General features: G+C 41.5%; 15 protein-coding genes and 3 pseudogenes. 16 read left to right on the top strand and 2 right to left on the bottom strand.

The window, feature by feature from the left end; all coding sequences use genetic code 11:
* The first annotated feature begins 256 nt into the window (after positions 1 to 256).
* From SST62_RS0103415 to SST62_RS0103400, 4 genes and pseudogenes are all read left to right on the top strand, one after another.
* Entirely contained in the window at positions 257 to 1984 is a 1728-nt protein-coding gene (locus SST62_RS0103415) for an ABC transporter ATP-binding protein (protein ID WP_029186307.1), read from the top strand.
* Entirely contained in the window at positions 1984 to 3723 is a 1740-nt protein-coding gene (locus tag SST62_RS0103410; protein WP_029186306.1) for an ABC transporter ATP-binding protein, read from the top strand. Before SST62_RS0103415 ends, SST62_RS0103410 begins: the two co-directional genes overlap by 1 nt.
* A 53-nt stretch (positions 3724 to 3776) precedes the next feature.
* The gene (locus SST62_RS0103405) at positions 3777 to 4472 is read left to right on the top strand and encodes an HAD family hydrolase (protein WP_029186305.1); all 696 of its coding nucleotides are present in this window, start codon (positions 3777 to 3779) and stop codon (positions 4470 to 4472) included.
* A 165-nt stretch (positions 4473 to 4637) separates the two neighbouring features.
* Positions 4638 to 4823, top strand: a pseudogene (locus SST62_RS0103400) (carboxymuconolactone decarboxylase family protein); the annotation flags it as partial.
* A gap of 3 nt (positions 4824 to 4826) precedes the next feature.
* Here the strand turns inward: SST62_RS0103400 and SST62_RS1000000113055 are convergent.
* Both SST62_RS1000000113055 and SST62_RS1000000113050 read right to left on the bottom strand, forming a co-directional pair.
* Entirely contained in the window at positions 4827 to 5327 is a 501-nt protein-coding gene (locus tag SST62_RS1000000113055; RefSeq protein WP_029186303.1) for an IS630 family transposase, read from the bottom strand.
* 19 nt (positions 5328 to 5346) lie between these two features.
* Positions 5347 to 5673, bottom strand: coding sequence for an IS630 transposase-related protein (locus SST62_RS1000000113050; RefSeq protein WP_024378845.1), 327 nt, complete (start codon positions 5671 to 5673; stop codon positions 5347 to 5349).
* A 46-nt stretch (positions 5674 to 5719) separates the two neighbouring features.
* On the opposite strand from SST62_RS1000000113050, the pseudogene SST62_RS0103385 reads away from it, so the two are divergent.
* From SST62_RS0103385 to SST62_RS0103330, 12 genes and pseudogenes are all read left to right on the top strand, one after another.
* Positions 5720 to 6088, top strand: a pseudogene (locus SST62_RS0103385) (carboxymuconolactone decarboxylase family protein); the annotation flags it as partial.
* Positions 6089 to 6448: 360 nt separating this feature from the next.
* A complete protein-coding gene (locus SST62_RS0103380; protein WP_029186301.1) occupies positions 6449 to 7150 on the top strand; it encodes an N-acetylmannosamine-6-phosphate 2-epimerase in 702 nt (233 codons plus the stop codon).
* 57 nt (positions 7151 to 7207) lie between these two features.
* Positions 7208 to 8521, top strand: a complete 1314-nt coding sequence (locus SST62_RS0103375; RefSeq protein ID WP_029186300.1) for an ABC transporter substrate-binding protein — start codon at positions 7208 to 7210, stop codon at positions 8519 to 8521.
* A gap of 156 nt (positions 8522 to 8677) precedes the next feature.
* A complete protein-coding gene (locus tag SST62_RS0103370) occupies positions 8678 to 9565 on the top strand; it encodes a carbohydrate ABC transporter permease (protein ID WP_029186299.1) in 888 nt (295 codons plus the stop codon).
* A 13-nt stretch (positions 9566 to 9578) separates the two neighbouring features.
* On the top strand, positions 9579 to 10409 hold the full coding sequence (locus SST62_RS0103365; RefSeq protein ID WP_029186298.1) for a carbohydrate ABC transporter permease: 831 nt from the start codon (positions 9579 to 9581) through the stop codon (positions 10407 to 10409).
* A gap of 18 nt (positions 10410 to 10427) precedes the next feature.
* On the top strand, positions 10428 to 10883 hold the full coding sequence (locus tag SST62_RS0103360) for a YhcH/YjgK/YiaL family protein (protein ID WP_029186297.1): 456 nt from the start codon (positions 10428 to 10430) through the stop codon (positions 10881 to 10883).
* A 27-nt stretch (positions 10884 to 10910) separates the two neighbouring features.
* On the top strand, positions 10911 to 11570 hold the full coding sequence (locus tag SST62_RS0103355) for a YesL family protein (protein ID WP_079267411.1): 660 nt from the start codon (positions 10911 to 10913) through the stop codon (positions 11568 to 11570).
* 1 nt (position 11571) lies between these two features.
* On the top strand, positions 11572 to 12492 hold the full coding sequence (locus SST62_RS0103350; protein WP_029186295.1) for a dihydrodipicolinate synthase family protein: 921 nt from the start codon (positions 11572 to 11574) through the stop codon (positions 12490 to 12492).
* A 9-nt stretch (positions 12493 to 12501) separates the two neighbouring features.
* Complete coding sequence (locus tag SST62_RS0103345) at positions 12502 to 13392, top strand: ROK family protein (protein ID WP_029186294.1); 891 nt, start codon at positions 12502 to 12504, stop codon at positions 13390 to 13392.
* Positions 13393 to 13400: 8 nt separating this feature from the next.
* Positions 13401 to 14363 (top strand): acetylxylan esterase, encoded by a 963-nt coding sequence (locus tag SST62_RS0103340; protein WP_029186293.1) that lies wholly within the window; start codon positions 13401 to 13403, stop codon positions 14361 to 14363.
* A 148-nt stretch (positions 14364 to 14511) separates the two neighbouring features.
* Positions 14512 to 14883 (top strand): annotated as a pseudogene (locus SST62_RS0103335) (N-acetylmannosamine-6-phosphate 2-epimerase); the annotation flags it as partial.
* 27 nt (positions 14884 to 14910) lie between these two features.
* Positions 14911 to 16419: a PTS transporter subunit EIIC gene (locus SST62_RS0103330; protein WP_029186292.1), complete on the top strand. Its 1509-nt coding sequence runs from the start codon at positions 14911 to 14913 to the stop codon at positions 16417 to 16419.
* Positions 16420 to 16475: the final 56 nt, after the last annotated feature.

The following is a 16475-nucleotide window of genomic DNA, read 5'->3' as shown; positions in this document are numbered from 1 at the left end:
AGAGCTGGTCTATTTTTGTGGACTTACGCAAGCCTAGGTGGAGTGAGATGCTTCCCTGGGCTTTTTTGTGCGCTTAGAAAGGTAAGGTCTATCAACTGTTGCTCATTGAATATAGTCTTTTAGTTTACTTTTAGTACTAGGCAACGAGCCGCAGGCATAACTAGAGTTAGGCAAGGCGAGTTAACGAAGTAATAAAAGAAAAACTAAATGACGATAAAGTGGCAAATGATAGGTTATAGATTTGTAAAGGAGATATATGTTTCGATTAATTTTTGACTACATCAAGCGTCATAAGTGGCTCTATCTATTGGTTGCTGTGACCTTGATTATTTATGACGCCACACTTTTGCTACCAACGCAAATCATACAGCGGATGGTCGATATACTGACCAAGAATGAATTGACTCAGGCCATATTGGTTCAGGAGATGACCTTATTGTTGTTGGTAACAGTGCTGAACTATGCAACAGCCTTCATTTGGCATCTGAAATTATTTCAGGCATCTGTCAACTTCAAGTTTGACATGCAGCAACGTGCCTTTAAAAAATTAGTGACCATGCGGACTCCATTTTATGAAAAATTCCGCTCAGGAGATGTCATGACTCGTTTTTCAACAGATGTAGATGGTCTGATGGAGATGGTGGGTTACGGTCTTATGATTGTCGTCTATGCAGGCGGTATGTTGGCTTTTATCATTCCCACGATGTTCTTTATTGATTGGAAAATTTCGCTAGTAGCTTTACTGCCGATGCTGTTCATGACACTATGTATATTTTTTATCGGGAGAAAACAAGATAAGGCGATTGATGCTAATAGGGAAGCTGTAGCCCAGCTCAATAATGAAGTTTTGGAGGTCATCGAAGGCATTCGAGTGACTAGGGCTTATAGTAAAAAAGCAACCCAAAAGGCTCAATTTCAAGCTCGTACCAAGCAATTGGCTCAGGGTGGGGATCGCATCACTTCCTTGCAATCATTGTATAATCCATTAGCCACAGTCTGTTTGGGATTATCTACTATTTTCGTGCTTCTCATGGGGGCACAAGCCGTGAAAGCAGGGCAACTGACCTTGGGACAAGTAATTGCCCTTCAATTGTATGTTGGTTCGCTTTTAGAGCCGTTTTGGACACTAGCAGATTTCATCCTTGTTTATCAGACTGGTAAGACATCTTTCGAAAAACTACAAGAGTTGATTGAGACGGGTGATGATTTGGAGGCTGATGGTTCTAAGGAAATTGCAGAGCTGTCTAGTATTTCCTTCAAAAATTATAGCTTTAGTTATCCACAGGCAGAAAGAGCCAGCCTACAGGACATCAATTGGACACTGAAAGCAGGGCAAACTGTAGGTATCGTTGGGAAGACTGGTTCGGGAAAAACGACCTTGGTTCGCCAATTCTTACGCCAGTATCCGATTGGTCAGGGAAATTTTTTCATCAATCATCAATCTGTTTTAGACTTTAAACGTTCTAGTATAGAGGAAAAAATTGGCTACGTTCCACAAGAACACATTTTGTTTTCAAGGTCTGTTGGAGAAAATATTGCCCTTGGGAAAGTAGCTAGTAGCTCTGAGGAGATTGAACAAGCCATTGCCACAGCAGCTTTTAGTCAAGATTTAAAACGGATGAGTGATGGTCTTGATACCATGATTGGTGAGCGTGGTGTGTCTATTTCTGGCGGTCAGAAACAACGGATTTCCATCGCCCGTGCTTTCCTGCGAGAGCCAGATTTGCTAATTCTAGATGATTCTTTGTCGGCAGTGGATGCTCGGACAGAACGCCAGATTATCCAAAATATTCAAAAAGAACGTGCAGGCAAAACCAATGTCATCGTGACCCATCGTCTATCTGCTGTCAACCATGCAGACTGGGTACTAGTCTTGGATGAGGGGCGTATCGTTGAGGAAGGGCGTCCAGCTGATTTGCTTGCCCAAAGAGGTTGGTACTATGAACAATACCAACGACAACAAAGCCAGGAAGGAGGAGAGTAATGACTATTTTAGGTTTTTTATTAAAACAAATCGGTCGTGTCAAGTGGCTATTTATAGTAGCTGTCGGCTTCTATCTATTGGCTTCGACCATGGTGCGATTGGCTCCTCTGCTGATTCAGCAGGCGATTGATGGACCGATTACGGATTTAAGCAAGGGGTTGCCCTTTGATGAAGCTGTTTTCTTAAACCAGTCAGTTCAATACATGGGAATGATTATTCTGGGAGCTATTGGCTTCTACCTATCTATGCGTTTACTCATGCATTGTGCCAATCGTATTGCTGAAAATCTACGTAATCAAGCCTACGATGTTATGCAACGGTTGCCTATTTCTTATTTTGATGATAAGCCCGCTGGAAAAATTGCAACTAGAATTGTCAATGATACAGAAACCCTGCGGACACAATTTTATGGGACCTTAGTTAATGCCTTTAACAATATTGTTCGTTTGCTCTTTACATACGGTGTCCTATTTTACATGAATAGGAGTCTCGGTTGGCTGATGTTACTTTTAATACCACTCTATATCGGCATTCAATTTGCTTACAAGAAAATGACAGACAAGCCAATGAAGGATTTTTATGATGCAAGGAGTGACGTCAATACGCAGGTGAATGAGACCATGAATGGTGCAAGTTTGATTCAACTTTTTGGACAAGAGGAGCGCATCATGAGAGAATTTGAAGTGACTGCTGACAAGATGCGTCGGGCAGATAATAAGATTATCTGGGCCCAGTCTCTTGCCACGTGGAATCTGAGTGGTTTTCTGCAAAATTTGGTCATTGCTGCGATTTTAACGGTAGTCGGCTATCAGTTTCTTGCGGGACAGGATGGAGTTACAGCTGGGAAACTCTTTGTTTATGTCAACTATATCGAAGGAGTCTTCATTGCTTTGGGAGCGCTGGTTCAACAGTTCCCAAATATGCTTCGCTCTTTTGAAACAGGTAAGCGTCTCATGGCCCTTCTAGAAGAAGAGGTGGAGGACGACTGTGATCGTATTTTGGAAGTTGAACAAGGGCAGGTCGTGTTTGAACATGTGAACTTTAGCTATGAAGAAAACAGACCAGTTTTGAAAGATATTACCATTCGAGCAGAAAAAGGAGAAACAGTTGCTCTGGTTGGGCATACTGGGTCTGGTAAGTCTTCTATTATGAACCTCCTCTATCGTTTCTATGATCCACAGGAGGGACGTGTACTGATTGATGGGAAAAACATCCGTGATTATTCCCGTGAAAGCCTGCGCAGTCACATGGGGATTGTTTTGCAAGATCCCTATCTCTTTACAGGGACGATTGCCAGCAATGTTTCCATGAATGAAGAGGAAGCAGATAGAACAAGAATCCTGCAGGCGCTAGAAAAAGTTGGTGCAGGGCCTATGCTATCTCGCTTAGAGAAAGGGATTGATGAACCAGTTGTTGAGAAGGGAGCGGCCTTTTCAAGTGGGGAACGTCAGTTGATTGCCTTTGCGCGGACACTCTACTCTGATCCTAAAATTCTGATATTGGATGAAGCAACTTCTCATATTGATACGGAGACGGAAGAAATTATCCAACATGCCATGGAAGTGGTAAAAGAAGGTCGGACAACCTTTATTATTGCTCACCGACTTTCTACCATTCAAAATGCAGACCAGATTCTTGTCTTAGATCAAGGTCGAATTATTGAACATGGGAAACATGAAGAATTGGTTGCACGTGGTGGAGTATATGCTCAAATGCATGAGATTCAAGCAAAGGTGTAATAAGTAGTTAAAAATTCCAAGCTTTGGCTGGAATTTTTTGCTATAATTGACTCATGAAAGCCTTAATTTTTGATGTAGATGATACGCTTTATGACCAGATTCAACCGTTTGAACGTGCTTTGGAAAGACATATTGAAGTAGCAAGGGAGCAAATTGAACCACTCTACCTTTCCTTTCGCAGATATGCGGATGAAGTATTTGAAGTGACAGCAACTGGGAAGATGAGTCTGAAAGACAGTCATATTTATCGGATGAAACACGCTTTGGCAGATTTTGGGTATCAGGTGTCTGATGCAACAGCCTTAGCTATTCAAATAGATTATGATTATTTTCAAGGGCAGATAGAGCTCAGTCCAGTGTTTCCAGAAATATTTTCGTGGTGCCAGGCGCAAGGAGTTGCAATGGGGATTATTACGAATGGACCTTATAGGCATCAGTTGAGAAAGATACGTACGATGGGATTAGTTAATTGGTTTGAGCTAGAACATGTCCTTATTTCTGGACAAGTTGGTATCACAAAGCCAAATCCTGCTATTTTTCAACTAATGGAAGAACGTTTGGGGATGTCAGGCGAAGATATTTGTTATCTAGGGGATTCGTTTGAAAATGATGTGGTAGGAGCGAAAGCTGCGAATTGGAAGGCAATTTGGTTTAATCATAGAAAGAGAGTAGAGCCAGTAGCTCCGTATCAGGCAGATAAAGTTGTGACAGCTTGGAATGAACTGGTCGAAGTTATCCAGTCTTTCTAGTGGTTTCTGCAAGGGATTATCAATTTTTTATAGGTGTGATAGGTAAAATATATTAGCAGGATACCTGTCCTTATGATAGTATAAAATGTAAGCATAGAAGTATAGGTGTGAATCCAAGCAGATTTTTATTCCTACTCTATGAAATTTTTTGAAATGGAGTTACCTATGACACAAGTTTTCTTTCCTATCCATATTCTAGAGACTGTTAGTCCAGAATTACGAGAAAACCTTGCGACGGTCAAGAGAAATAACGGGGGCTATATTCCTAATCTCATCGGTCTATTAGCTAATTCTCCTACAGCCTTGGAAACTTATCAAACTGTTGGAGGAATTAACCGTCGCAACAGTTTATAGTCATTTAGTTTTAAAATAGTATTCCAAAGAATACTCAACCGATTGAAATCTCCTCAATAACTCAGCTACTTTTCTTTTCAAGCCAGCCCAGAATCGTTCAATTGGGTTAAGTTCAGGGGAATAAGGTGGAAGCGGAAGAAAATAGTGTCCCTTAGCTAGTGCAAGCTCATCTAGTTGTTTCTTGGGATGAAAAGCTGCATTATCCATAATGATGACATGGGGTTCTGTCAAGGATGGCAATAGCTGCTCCTGATACCACTTGATAAATAATTCCGCTGTCATCGTTCCATGATAAAGCAAGGGGGCTATAATTTTAGAACCAGTTTGACCAGCTACTACCGAAATTCTTTCGAATCTGCGTCCACTTACCTTGTCGTATACTTTCTCCCCTCGAGGTGCTCTAGCTTTGTGACGATAAAGATAAGTATCAATGCCAGTCTCATCAATGTAAACAATAGGGGTGTTTGGAAAGCAGGCTAAAACATCAAGATAGCGTCTCACCTTTTCGCTATCTTGTTCTTTATAGGTTGTGGTCTTTTTTTAAAGTGATGTTCAGTTTTTTTAAGGCAGCCCAAACTGAGGGAATACTACAGTCAAAATGCTCTGCAATTTCCCTTAAGAAAGCATCTGGATGTTCCTTGACATAGGCTTCCAAGCGGTCAAGCGGAAGTTTGCGAGGACTACGAGCTCGTGGTTTACGATTCAGATGTCCTTCATTTTTCAGCTGTGTCTCCCAACGGTACAAGGTATCGGTTCCAATACCAAATAGGTCACAGGTTTCCTTTTTTGTGTGTCCTGATTGGACATAGGCAATAACGCGTTTTCTAAAATCAATTCCGTAAGTCATAAGTCTATTTTATCATACATCAAATAAAAACTAAACAACTATAACAGCAACTGAACGCGAAGTGGTACAGATTACAGCAGCAGTTGCTAATGGGTGCGGTTTCTGTGTAGCTGGGCATACGGCTATTTCAATCAAGCAGATTAAAATGCCAGACGAAATTTTACAGGCCCTTCGTCAGGGAACACCAATCGAGGCTGATGCGAAATTGGATACATTAGCTCGATTTACTCTGGCTGTTATTCATGAAAAAGGTAAGGTTGGACAGCCCTTGCTAGAAGAATTTTTCCAAGCAGGCTATACAGCAGAAAATGCCTTGGATGTGGTACTGGGAGTTAGTCTTGCAACTCTTTGCAACTATGCAAACAATTTGATTAACACACCAATCAATCCCGAATTGCAACCCTATGCCCTTTAGAGCCGATATTCACAGTTCACAACTTCTTACCATATGAAACTAGATCAGTTAGAGTGATGCTCTGGCTGATTTTTTGTATGGTAATACTCTTCGAAAATCAAAATTATCCGTTGTCAACTTGCCTAGATGAACTTGAGTTCTATCGTCGGCTTCGTTTCCTAGGCTACTTTTGATTTTCATTGAGTATAAAACTAGTTTTAAGAACAGAAAATATTTTAGAAACTAGTTTCAAAATTGTTGGTTTTTGTAAAAAGTAAGAAAGTAGATTTTATGTATAAAAAACTATTGAAAAAAAATAAATATATTATATAATGACATTGTAAGCGCTATCTCGGATCCGATAATAGAAAGGAGAATGGAATGGCTACCATTAGCAAGGCAGTCCTAAAGGAACAAATAAAAGATGGCTTGATCATTTCTTGCCAGGCTTTACCAGGTGAACCTCTCTATCGGGAGGAAGGGGGCATAATGCCCTTACTGGTTAAAGCAGCAGAAGAGGCAGGAGCAGTTGGAATTCGAGCAAATAGTGTTCGAGATATAAAAGAAATCAAGGAAGTAACCGATTTACCAATTATTGGAATTATCAAAAGAGATTATCCTCCACAGGAACCTTTTATAACTGCGACAATGAGGGAAGTTGATGAACTGGCAGCCTTAGATATTGAAGTGATTGCCTTGGATTGTACCAAGCGAGAACGGTATGATGGGCTCACAATCGTAGACTTCATCAAACAAATAAAGGAAAAATATCCAAACCAACTCTTTATGGCAGATATTTCAACCTATGAAGAGGGGATAACGGCCTATGAGGCTGGCATTGATTTCGTTGGGACAACTCTTTCTGGCTACACTTCATATAGCCGACAGGAAGATGGTCCAGATATTGAATTGGTTGATCGACTCTGTCGAGCAGGTATTGATGTCATCGCTGAAGGAAAAATTCATTATCCGGATCAAGTCAAAACCATCCATGATCTAGGTGTTGCAGGTATCGTTGTTGGCGGGGCTATTACCCGACCAAAAGAAATAGCAGAGCGGTTTATCCGAGTGTTGAAACAATAAATAAGTAGTCTAAGCACCCATTGGGGTAAGCAAAATAATAAAAAAAGGAGAAGAATGATGAAGAAAATCATACATTCGTTGTTAGCTGGTGTGGCAGTTTTGTCACTTGCAGCATGTAGTGGTGGTAGCAGTAATACAACTGCTGAGAAGACAGCTGATTCTAGTGCTTCTGGCAAGACAGAAATCACTTGGTGGGCCTTCCCAGTCTTCACTCAAGAAAATACAGAAGACGGTGTTGGTACCTATGAGCAAAAAATTATTGCTGCTTTTGAGGAAGCTAACCCAGACATCACTGTAAAACTGGAAACCATCGATTTTACATCTGGACCAGAAAAAATCACGACTGCTATTGAAGCAGGGACTGCTCCAGATGTCCTCTTCGATGCACCTGGTCGTATCATTACCTACGGAAAAAATGGCAAATTGGCTGAATTGAACGATCTCTTCACAGATGAATTTGTCAAAGATGTGAACAATGATAACATTATTCAAGCATCTAAGGCTGGTGATACTGCCTACATGTACCCACTCAGCTCTGCACCATTCTACATGGCCTTTAACAAAGCCATGCTAGAAGACGCAGGTGTTCTTGATCTTGTCAAAGATGGCTGGACTACTGACGACTTTGAAAAAGTGATCAAAGCCTTGAAAGACAAGGGTTACAACCCAGGTTCCCTCTTCTCTAACGGTCAGGGTGGAGACCAAGGTACTCGTGCCTTCTTGGCAAACCTCTATAGCGGAAGCATCACTGACGAAGGCGTAACCAAATATACAACTGACTCAGAGCAAATGATTAAGGCTTTGTCTAAGGCAGCTAGCTGGATTAAAGATGGCTATTTGATGAATGGTTCTCAATATGCAGGTGGCGACGACATTCAAAACTTTGCAAACGGCCAAACCTCTTACACTATCCTTTGGGGTCCTGCGCAAAATGGTATCCAAGGACAATTGCTAGAAGCTTCAAAAGTTGAAGTGCTTGAAGTACCATTCCCATCTGAAGATGGGAAAGCAGCTCTTGAGTACCTTGTAAACGGCTTTGCAGTCTTCAATAATGGCGACGAAGCACGCGTAGCAGCAGCTAAGAAATTCATCCAGTTCATCGCAGATGATAAAGAATGGGGTCCTAAGAACGTTGTTCGTACAGGAGCATTCCCAGTTCGTACATCATTTGGTGCCCTTTATGATGATGAACGTATGGCTATGATTGATAAGTGGACTCAATACTACTCTCCATATTACAACACCATTGACGGTTTTGCTGAAATGAGAACTCTTTGGTTCCCAATGCTTCAAGCTGTATCAAATGGCGAAAAAGAAGCAGAACCAGCTTTGAAAGAATTCACTGAGCAAGCAAACGCAACGATTAAATAAATGAATTGAATGAGGCTCCTTTTCTCTGTCAGTTTCCTACAAAGATATAGAAAGGGAGCCATTCCTTTTATGCTTTATGAAAATCAACAACTATTTTTTCAGTAGGTATTTTGATTTTCATTGAGAATGATTACGAATAGAATTGAGGTGTTCTCGGTGCAGATAAATAAGATTAGAATGCGGGAGACCATTGTATCCTATACATTCTTAGCTCCTATTCTCATTTTCTTCACTATTTTTGTACTTGCTCCAATGATTATGGGATTTGTCACCAGTTTCTTCAACTATACGATGACAGATTTTAGCTTTGTTGGGCTGGATAACTATGTACGGATGTTTAATGATCCGATTTTTATCAAATCTTTGATTAACACGTTGATTATCGTGGTTGGGTCGGTACCAGTCGTTGTCTTCTTTTCAGTCTTTGTTGCTTCACAGACCTATGAAAAGAATGTCATCGCTCGCTCTTTCTACCGTGCGGTTTTCTTCCTACCTGTTGTAACGGGTTCAGTTGCTGTAACGGTCGTTTGGAAATGGATCTACGATCCACTGTCAGGTATTTTGAACTTTGTCTTGAAATCTGGTGGAATCATCGACCAGAACATCAGCTGGCTGGGGGATAAGCAATGGGCCTTGTTAGCCATTATCATTATCCTTTTGACAACTTCAGTTGGTCAGCCTATTATTCTTTACATTGCAGCTCTGGGAAATATTGATAATTCCTTGGTAGAAGCAGCGCGTGTGGATGGTGCCAATGAACATCAGGTTTTCTGGCAAATCAAATGGCCAAGCCTCTTGCCAACAACTCTTTATATTGCAGTTATTACAACCATTAACTCTTTCCAATGTTTTGCCCTCATTCAGCTATTGACTTCAGGTGGCCCAAACTATTCGACTTCGACCCTCATGTACTACTTGTACGAAAAAGCCTTTAAGTTGTCTGAATATGGTTATGCAAATACCATGGGTGTTTTCCTAGCAGTCATGATTGCCTTGATTTCCTTTGCCCAATTCAAGATTTTGGGTAATGATGTGGAGTACTAGAAAGGAGGAGACCATGAAAAAGAAAAACATTACGCCTTTTGGTGTTATTTCAACCATTATTTTGCTCTTGTTGACTATCCTTTTCATCTTTCCTTTCTATTGGATTATGACAGGGGCCTTTAAGTCACAACCGCATACTATTGTCATTCCACCTCAGTGGTGGCCAACCCAGCCAACACTGGAAAACTTTACCAAGTTGACGGTACAAAACCCTGCCTTGCAATGGCTATGGAACTCCGTCTTCATTTCCTTGGCAACCATGATTTTGGTGTGTTCAACTTCCTCACTAGCAGGTTATGTTTTGGCTAAGAAACGTTTCTACGGTCAGCGGATTTTGTTCTCTATCTTCATCGCGGCTATGGCTTTGCCGAAACAGGTTGTTCTTGTGCCTCTTGTTCGGATTATCAACTTTATGGGGATTCACGATACGCTAGCTGCGGTTATTCTGCCGCTTGTTGGTTGGCCATTCGGTGTTTTCTTGATGAAACAATTCTCAGAAAATATCCCAACAGAGCTCTTGGAATCGGCTAAGATTGACGGTTGTGGCGAGCTATCCACTTTCTGGAATGTTGCCTTTCCAATTGTCAAACCTGGCTTTGCTGCCTTGGCCATTTTCACCTTCATCAACTCATGGAACGACTACTTCATGCAATTGGTTATGCTGACTTCACGTCAGAACTTGACCATTTCGCTGGGTGTTGCGACCATGCAGGCTGAAATGGCAACTAACTATGGAGTTATCATGGCTGGTGCTGCTATGGCTGCTGTCCCAATTGTTACCGTCTTCCTTGTCTTCCAAAAATCCTTTACACAGGGTATTACTATGGGGGCTGTTAAGGGATAAGTTCATGGAGAAAGTTGCATGATTTACGATCATATTGAACATGTTAGGCACTATAAGGGCCTGCATCCTAACTTGGATCTTGCCTTGGCTGTTCTGGAAAAGGGAGATTTTCGAGAGCAGGAGCTAGGCAAGTATGAAGTTGCAGGTCAGAATGTTTATTATTTCCTCCAAGAAAATACCCTCTCTGAGGAGTTTAAGGAGGAATTTGAATACCACCGTTCTTATGCGGATATTCATTTTGTCATCAGTGGTCAGGAACAAATTTCCTATGGTTGCCGTCTGGTTGGAGAGGATACTGGATTTGACCAGGCAGGTGATATCGGTTTTGTTCCCAGTGAAAAACGGATGGATTGTCTACTAGATGGGAATTACTTTGCTATTTTCCTACCTGGGGAAGTTCATCAGCCAAACCAATGGGCAGGTGGTACCAAGACTGTCCGCAAGTGTGTGTTTAAAGTCTTAGTAGATGACTAAGTCCTTTATAAAATAGAAAGGGGGAAGATGAGGATGAAAGGAAAGGGTGGTAGAACGCTGGTTCAGTCCCTATTTGATGTCCATCATCCGGCTTGGCAACTGGTAGAGAAAATCTTCGATTTAATGCTCTTAAATAGCTTAACTGTTTTGGCAAGTCTCCCTCTTTTTACCTTGGGAATTGCCAAACTTGCCCTTCAGGCTAGTTTATGGGACATGCATGAAGAGGGGAAAATCAAGGTCTGGTCGACCTACTGGGGGCATTTTCGTCGCCAGTGGAAACAGGGTCTAGTCTTGTCATTGGTAGAAATTGGGCTAACGACATGTTGCCTTTTGGACCTCTATCTAATCTGGGGGCAGGCTGGTCTAGCCTTTGATAGTTTCCGTGCAAGCTGCATTGCCATCTTGCTCTTTAGCCAGTTGCTCTGGGTTTATATTTATCCTCTAGCGAGTCGTTTTCAGCTTCAAATGAAAGACTTGTTTTTGCATGGGATTTTCTACCTTGGGACTATGTTATCTCTGACCTTTGTGGTCAGTCTTGTCTTCCTCTTCTTGGTTGCTGTCCTCTTCTATTCAGACCTCACTCTCTTGATTGGTCTGGTTAGTTTCCTATTTTTTGCCTATGCTGGCCTATCCTTTCTATTTATTAGAGAATTTGGGTCACGATTACAATCGTTAAAAAGGAATTAGAATGAAAGATTTATCGAAATATCATGGAATTATTCCAGCCTTTTATGCCTGTTATGATGAGGCTGGTGACATTAGTTCAGAGCGTGTAAAAGCTCTGGTTCAGTATTTCATTGACAAGGGTGTTCAAGGGCTTTATGTCAATGGTTCGTCTGGCGAATGCATTTACCAAAGTGTGGCAGACCGCAAGCAAATTCTTGAAGCGGTTATGGAGGTTGCCAAGGGCAAATTGACCATCATTAACCATGTGGCCTGCAACAATTTGAAGGACAGTGTGGAGCTAGCGCGCCATTCGGAAGAATTGGGTGTCGATGCCATTGCAGCTATTCCACCGATCTATTTCCGTTTGCCTGAGTACAGCATCGCAGCTTACTGGAACGGCATTAGTGCAGCTGCACCAAATACAGATTTCATCATCTACAATATTCCGCAACTGGCAGGTGTGTCCTTGACACCAAGTCTCTATAAGGAAATGTTGAAAAATCCACGAGTGGTCGGAGTGAAGAATTCTTCTATGCCGGTTCAGGATATTGATACCTTTGTTAGTTTAGGCGGTGAAGATTATGTGGTCTTCAATGGTCCAGATGAGCAATTTCTTGGCGGTCGCCTCATGGGGGCGAAGGGAGGAATTGGTGGTACCTATGGTGCCATGCCAGAACTCTTCCTACGACTTAATCAGTTGATTGCTGACAAGGACTTGGAAACAGCCCGTCAATTACAGGCAACCATCAATACTATCATTGGTAAATTGGTGTCTGGTCATGGTCATATGTATGCTGTCATCAAGGAAGTTATCCGTATCAATGATGGCTTGGACATTGGCTCTGTTCGGGAACCTCTAACTGCCTTAACAGAAGCAGACCTTTCCATTGCTCAAGAAGCAGCTCAGTTGATTCGGGATGCCAAGGAAAGATTTGGTGCCTAGGAGGTGTCTATGAAAACCTATCTTGCTATTGATATCGGCGGAACCCAGATAAAATATGGCCGCCTAGATGCAGCAGGTCAGATTCTAGAAAGTTACAAGATGGATACGGAAGCTCACAAGGGCGGTCCGCATATCCTTGCAACAGTCAAAAATCTAGTAGCAGATTTTCATGCTCAATCTCCACTTTCAGGTGTAGCCATTTCTTCAGCAGGGATGGTCGATCCTGAAAAGGGAGAGATTTTCTATTCGGGACCGCAGATTCCAAACTACGCTGGAACCCAATTCAAGTCTGAAATTGAAACAAGTTTCGGAATTCCTTGTGAGATTGAAAATGATGTTAACTGTGCAGGGCTGGCAGAAGGGATTTCAGGCGCTGGTCAAGATTGCCAGATTAGTCTTTGTTTGACAATTGGTACAGGTATTGGTGGTTGCTTGCTGGTGGACGGTCAAATCTTCCACGGATTTAGCAATTCGGCCTGTGAGGTCGGCTACCTACCTCTTGCTGAGGGGGCTTTCCAAGATATAGCTTCTACCACAGCCCTGATTCAACACGTGGCAGACTTGCATGGTGATTCTGTGTCTGAATGGGATGGTTATCGAATTTTTGAAGAGGCTAAGGCTGGAAATCGCAAGTGTCAAGCTGCTATCCATCAGTTGTTAGATTACTTGGGGAAAGGAATTGCCACTATTTGTTATGTTACCAATCCCGAAATCGTTATTTTAGGTGGAGGCATTATGGCACAGAAAGAATACCTGGGTCCAATTTTGCAGGAATCCTTAAAACGCCATCTGTTACCAAGTTTGGTTGAGCATACCAAATTAGCCTTTGCAGAGCATGAGAATGCGGCTGGCATGCTGGGTGCCTTTTATCATTTCCAGCAGAAGCAAGGTCTGGGTTAGGAGGAACTATGATTGATACAATGTCTCTGCAGGAAATGGAGTCTTATCTTGGCAGACAGGAAGTCCCAACAGATTTTGATCAGTTTTGGCAAGGTCATCTTGCCAGTTTACCAGACTTACCAGATTTTGAATTAGTGGAGAAAGAGGTCGGTCTAGAAGGGGTTGCTTGTTTCGAGTTGACCTTTATAGGTCAAGGAGGCTCAAAGATTTTTTCTAAAGTCATTTTTCCGAAAAAAGAAGAAAAAATACCAGTCCTCTTTTATTTCCATGGTTACCAAGGTCAAGGTCCAGACTGGTCAGAATTGCTGAAATACACAGCCGTCGGGATTGGCGTTGTAGCAATGGATGTCAGAGGGCAGGCAGGTCGCTCTCAAGATTTGGGTTGCTTTGAGGGAATAACCGTCAAGGGGCAGGTGATTAGAGGGATGGTCCAAGGTCCAAATCATCTCTTTTATAAGGATGTTTACTTGGATGTTTACCAGTTAATTCGTCTTGTGTCAGGATTTGAAGAGGTTGATGCCAATCGCTTGATGAGTTATGGAGCTTCTCAGGGAGGAGCCCTAGCCTTGATTGCAGCAGCCCTCTATCCAAATTTGTCTAAGACTGTCTCTATTTATCCCTTCCTATCCGATTTTAAGCGGGTATTGGAATTGGGCAACAATAGTGAGGCCTACGATGAACTTTTCCGTTATTTCAAATATTCAGACCCATTTCATGAGACTGAGTCAAAAATGTTGGATACACTATCCTATATCGACATTAAAAATTTTGCTAGCATGATAAAATGTCCTGTTGCTATGGTGACTGGTTTGGAAGACAGTGTTTGTCCACCCTCTACTCAATTTGCGGTTTACAATCGTTTGCAGGTAGAGAAGCAAATGAAAATCTTACCAGATTATGGACATGATGCTATGCATGTAAAGGTCAATGACTATGTCTATGATTATTTAATTGGGACAAGTTTTTTGTAATCCCAATTTGTAACATTAAGCTAGATAGAAAAGCTATCTATGTTAGTCTTAGATAAACGACTACATTTGTCTAAAATAAACTAACATAAATGACCTATATCCGTGAACCACAAATGAACTTGTGATGATAGTGACATACTACTAATAATGCACGAAGCGTGAGCGTTATGACGGACTCGATGTTGTTGATTTCATTAAGCAAATCAAGGAAAAATACCCCGAACAACTTTTTATGGCAGATATTTCAACCATTAAGGAAGGATTAACTGCTTATGAAGCAGGCATCGATTTTGTTGGGACGGGGTATACATCCTATAGTAGGCAGGAGGAGGGACCAGATATTGAATTGGTTAACTGCTTGTTCCGAGCAGGTATTGATGTGATAGCGGAAGGGAAAATACACTATCCTGACCAAGTAAAAATTATTCATGATTTAGGTGTGGCAGGAATCGTTGTAGGTGGTGCAATCACGCGTCCAAAGGAAATCGCAGAGCGGTTTATTAGTGCTTTACATAAATAATAAATAGGTTATAGAAAGGAATGGAGTATGAATTTTAAGAAGTTTTCTCAGCTAGGGCAGGCCTTTATGTTGCCAATCTCAATTTTGCCTGTTGCTGGTCTCTTACTGGGAATTGGAGGCGCCTTATCAAATAGTAATGCTGTAGCACAATTTCCTGTATTGGATCAAGCGTGGTTGCAAGCTGTATTCACTATCATGAGTACGGCAGGTAGTGCTGTATTTGCAAATCTAGCACTCATTTTTGCTATTGGTGTTGCTGTCGGATTAGCGGATGCAGATAAGGGGACAGCCGGACTATCCGCAGGTGTTGCATACCTTATTTATACCGCTACAATTAGTGGCTTTCTAACTCTTTTTGCAGAGGAAGGAGCAAGTATTGATACTGGAGTTTTGGGCGCTTTAGCGATTGGTATCACTGTAGCAACTTTACACAATAAATACCGAAAAATTGAATTACCAGCCTTTCTTGGTTTCTTCGGAGGCTCTCGCTTTATTCCAATTATTTCATCATTTGCAGCAATTGCGATTGGCTCCATTTTTTATATAATTTGGCCACCGATTCAGAATTTGTTAGTTGATTTTGGTAAGGCAATCGCAGAGATGGGAAGTTTTGGAACCTTCTTATATGGTTTTGGATTACGTTTGACAGGTGCCTTTGGCTTGCACCATACCATCTATCCAATGTTTTGGTATACTTCATTAGGTGGAAGTGAAGTGGTAGCAGGTGAGACAATCCAAGGTGCGCAAAATATTTTCTTTGCTCAATTAGCAGATGCGAACCATACAGGCTTATTTACTTATGGAACTCGATTTTTTGCTGGTCGATTTGCAACGATGATTTTTGGTCTACCAGCATCTTGTTTGGCTATGTATCACGCAATTCCTAAGGAAAATCGTAAGAAGGTTGGCAGTTTTTATTCAAGTAGTGCATTAACTTCTCTATTGACAGGAATTACTGAACCAATCGAATTTTCTTTCTTGTTTGTTGCTCCATGGCTATATGTTGTTCACGCATTTTTAGATGGACTATCATTCTTAGTTGCGGATCTCCTGCAAATTCGTATTGGGAACTCATTTTCTGGTGGGCTTATTGATTACTTGATTTTTGGTGTTTTCCAAGGAAATGACAAAACCAATTGGATTTACGTGATTCCTGTTGGCTTGCTTTGGGCAGCAGTTTATTATCTAGTTTTCAAATTTTTAGTAACCAAATTTCACGTGCTAGTTCCTGGTATGGAAAGCAGTGATCAAGCATCGCATTCTGAAAAAGTTTTATCAAACGGTTCTAGTCTTCGTGATAATGCAATTGCTATCATCGGTGCTCTTGGTGGAGCAGATAATATTGAGAATGTGACTGCCTGTGCAACTCGATTAAGAGTATCGCTCAGAAATAGTGGTCTTGTGGATAAGGGAGTTATTCAGTCTATAGGTGCAACGGCTGTTTTGGATGTAAAAGGAGGAATACAGGCTATTTTCGGAGGTAAGGCTATTCTGTATAGCCAAGAAATCAATCAAATTCTTGGTCTTGAAGAATAGAGTTAGATTTAAGCGAATTAAAAGCATTCAAACTGTACCTATCGGGTATTTTTGAA

The sequence above is a fragment of the Streptococcus suis YS56 genome, from assembly GCF_000440115.1.
Classification (GTDB): domain Bacteria; phylum Bacillota; class Bacilli; order Lactobacillales; family Streptococcaceae; genus Streptococcus; species Streptococcus suis_L.
Note: the sequence above shows the minus strand (reverse complement) of the source record. Positions and strands in the feature narration are given on the sequence as shown.